Raw genomic sequence first — 4,094 nt, forward strand, 5'->3', positions numbered from 1 at the left:
CTTTACATCTTTTTGCAGTTAAAGAATGGGGAATAAAAAAATTATATCACCCTCTTTTAACCCCTTTATTTATTATTTTTGTCTTAGGATATGGTCTTAATTTTATTGGTGATAGTGTCCCTTATTTAAATAAAATAGGATTAGGATTTTTGCTTTGTATTTTTGTTCCTTCTTATTTAGTTTATAAAGGATGGATACCGCAAGATTTAGCAAACAAATGTAATGAAAATTTTTTCAGTACAAAAACACCAAATAATCATTTAGGATCTGATTTTGCTAACTTTTTTATAACTTGTGTTATTGCTGGAAGTATTTTAAGTGTTGATAGAAATTTATTAAAAAGATCGCTTTCTAAGTTTCTTCCTTTAACATTAATTGTTTGTTTAGTAGCTATTTTAAGTGTTGGTTTTGTAGGATTCTTATTTAATTATCAAAAACCAGAAGGGTTTAGCACTCAAGGTTCCTTTTTAGACTCTATTTTTTATGTAGCTGTTCCGTTAACAAATGGAGGAACTAATTTAGGTATTAATGGTTTTGCAAATGGTATTTATAAAGATGCTTTTCCTCAATTAGATCAAAAAACTATTAGAACAGCAATTATAGTGCCTTTAATTATGGCTAGATGTTTAAGTATTTTATTTGCTGGCTTAATGTATGTTATTTTTGATAAAACTAAATTTAGTGGTAAAGGAAAATTAGAATACAAAAACAATAAACTTACACCCAAACCAACAGAGAAAAAAACTCCTTTAGAATATAAAAATATTGGTATGGGTTTAACGATGATTTTTGTATTATTTAGTTTAAGTGGTCTTTTAAATAAATTATTATGGGGTTATTTAGAATCGTTAGTTTATTTTATTCTTTTCTTAATTTTGATTAGAGTTTTTAATTTATTATCACAAGAAAATCAAAGTCATATTTCTCAAGCAGGACAAGTAATATCTAAAAATTTCACTACTCCTATTTTAGCAGGTTTGGGAATGACAGTTAAATGGCAACAATTAATGGGAGGAATAAAACAAATACCTGTTTTAACTATGGTTTTAACTGCTTTATTGGTAGTTGTTTTAGTATCCTTTGTTCTTGCTAAAGCTTTGGGTTTTTATCCTTTTGAAACATCTCTTACAGCTGGTTTAGGTGCTTTAAGTGTAGGAGGAACTGGACATTTAGGAATAATGTCAATAAGTAAAAGAGACAATTTATTACCTTTTATTATGATTGCTACTAGAATTATTGGACCTATTATCTATACTTTGGCTTATTTCTTATTTAAATTTTTTTATATGTCATAATGTCATAATTTAACTAATTTTGACAATCATTTTTATATTTTAAAAAACAAAAAAGGATGTAGTTATTCATGAACAAAACTAAAATAATTTGTACCTTAGGACCTGCTTCTTATGATAAAAACATTTTACAAGCCTTAATTCAAACAGGTTTGAATGTAGCAAGATTTAATTTTTCTCACGCTCAATACGAACAAACTAAACTTTTAATGAAAACCATTAAAACTATTAGCGATAAATTAGACAAAAACACAGGACTTATGTTAGATACTAAAGGACCTGAAATTAGAACTCACGAATTTGATGGTGTAGTAACAATTCAAAAAGATTCTGAAGTAAAAATATCTATGACAGAAGTTTTAGGTAATGCTAAACTTTTTTCAGTTAGTTATTCTAATTTATACAATGAATTAAAAGTTGGCGATATGGTTAATATTGATGATGGATACTTATCTTTGGAAGTTGTAGGCAAAGACGAAGCCAAACAACAATTAGTTACTAAAGCCAAAAATACTCACTCCATCAAATCTCGTAGAGGTGTAAATGTTCCTAAAGTTAATTTAGAAATGGATTTTATTTCTCCTAAAGATTATCAAGATATTGTTTTTGCTGCCCAACAAGATTTTGATTATATTGCTGCTTCATTTGTTAGAAGAGCTCAAGATGTCAAAGATATTAGAAAAATTTTACAAGAACAAGGAAATTCCAACATCCAAATTATTTCTAAAATAGAAAATCAAGAAGGTGTTGATAATTTAGAAGAAATCATTCAAGAATCAGACGGTATTATGGTTGCAAGAGGTGATTTAGGAATAGAAGTTGATGGTGAATTAGTACCACTTTACCAAACACGTATGATTACTAAATGTTTAGAATACGGCAAACCAGTTGTAGTAGCTACTCAAATGTTAGAATCTATGCAAAGAAATCCGCGTCCAACCAAAGCTGAAACTTCTGATGTCTTTAATGCAGTTAGAGAAGGCACCACCTTTACTATGCTATCAGGCGAAAGTGCTTCAGGTGAATATCCTGTAGAAGCTGTAACTTATATGAAAAAAATTAATTATCAAGCTGAAAAAGTAGTTAATTATCAAGCTTTATCACAAGTATACCAACCTAAAAACTCCAAAGAAAACCTTTTATTAAGTGCTGTGGAATTGGCTTTACGCACCGATGTTAAAGCAATTGTTGTCTATGACTTAAAAGATGCTTATAATGTTTCTAAATTTCATCCATCCGTTCCTGTTTTGGCTTTAGTTAAAACTGAACAAGAAGCTCGTCGTTTAGTGCTAAATTTTGGGGTTTGTCCTTTTGTTTCTGAAACCAAATTACAAACTAAATTGGAAGAACTTACCCAAAATCAAAGTAGTAATTGTCTTGTTGTTAAAGATGGGATGCTTTATTTTAAATAATAACATTAAATAACAACGAACCAAACATACATCAAAAAAACATTCAAATTATAATTTAGGTAGTTATTACCTCATATTTTATATTAAAAAAACAGTAGATTGCAAATTCAATCTACTGTTTATTTTTTTAAATTTTGTAATAAAGTGTTTTTGATTGTCCTGTGTGTTTAGAATATACATTAATTTTTCTAAGACTTTTGATATGAGTATTTGATAATAAACCTTCTATTTTGTAGTTATAAAAAGGAAATTTTAACTCTAAATCTAGTCCATCAAGTGAACAAGGCACTTCAATTTTACATTTAACAGGAAAAGTGGCAATAATTTCATTGGTGTTAATATTTTTTAAAGCAATGTGTTTGACATTCAAATAAGAAGGTCCACCTAAAAAAGATCCTTTTTCATAAATAAGGTCAGTGCAAAAGTTGTTTTGAATAAAGTTTTTGTCATTAAAAGGACTTTCATCTTGCCAAAGAATATACATATTTTGAGCACCATTACCTAAAGTTTTTAATGCCTCCAAAGAATAACAATTATTAGCTTTATCTCTTGTGCCTCCATCAAAATAAACTAATAAAAGGTTTTTGGGTGGTGGTTCTTTGATGCGTGAATCAAAAAAAACTGTGGATTGGATAATTTGAGAATTATACAAACCATAAGAAAAGTTAATTTGATAATGTTGATTAGAAAAGTTTTTTCGTAACCATTCTAACGCCATATCTTTATCGCTTTTTTTCCCTAAATATACATTATAAATGTTCATTCCTTGGATTTGAGATTCCAATTGAGGTTTAATTTGATCACTAAATTGATTATCTAGTTCTTTGGGTTTGTTTTTTTCATTTTCCAAAAGTAAGATTTGTTCTTTTAAATCAATAATTTTTTGGTTTTGGTAAACTAGTTTTTTTTGCATCACTTTTCTTTTATTTTTGGCTTTTTGTAAATGAGGATTTTTTTTGATAGTTTGTGTGTTGTTGTTTTGGTTAGGTTTGGGAGTTGCTTTTGGTCTGTATTTGGGTGTTTCTTTTATTTCTTCATTTTCTTCAATTTCTGTTATTTGTGGATAAAATGTTTTTTTTCCTTTTTGATTGGGATTATCTAAATTGTTTTCTTTTGATTCTGGAGCTTGTTCTTCGATTTTTTCATTTTGGTTTTTTGGTAAATCTTGTAAATCATTATAATTAAAATTTTTAGAGGATAAAGAAGTATTTTTAGTAGAATTTTGTGAAGCTTCTAAAGCAAAAAAGTTATTTTGCCATCCTAACCAACCAAATATTATTAAAAGTATAGAAAAGATTATTATTACAATAATTATGTTTTTTTTAAAAGATGGTATTTTCACTTATCTTTTTTTCCAACATTTCTATTTTATTTTTTATAAATTTATAAA

Annotated in this window: 3 protein-coding genes; 2 read left to right on the forward strand and 1 reads right to left on the reverse strand. The window is 27.5% G+C overall.

Translation table 11 applies throughout. The features are described 5' to 3' along the window. On the forward strand, nt 1-1,295 hold a 1,295-nt coding region (locus OL66_RS02925; RefSeq protein WP_034172398.1), incomplete at its 5' end, for a 2-hydroxycarboxylate transporter family protein. Between the two features lie 68 nt (nt 1,296-1,363). Then, complete coding sequence (gene pyk / locus OL66_RS02930; protein WP_011160661.1) at nt 1,364-2,704, forward strand: pyruvate kinase; 1,341 nt, start codon at nt 1,364-1,366, stop codon at nt 2,702-2,704. A gap of 127 nt (nt 2,705-2,831) precedes the next feature. Here the strand turns inward: pyk and OL66_RS02935 are convergent, their stop codons facing one another. After that, on the reverse strand, nt 2,832-4,046 hold the full coding sequence (locus tag OL66_RS02935) for a hypothetical protein (RefSeq protein WP_052177956.1): 1,215 nt from the start codon (nt 4,044-4,046) through the stop codon (nt 2,832-2,834). Nucleotides 4,047-4,094: the final 48 nt, after the last annotated feature.

It is taken from the genome of Chrysanthemum yellows phytoplasma, from assembly GCF_000803325.1.
Lineage (GTDB): Bacteria > Bacillota_I > Bacilli_A > Acholeplasmatales > Acholeplasmataceae > Phytoplasma > Phytoplasma asteris.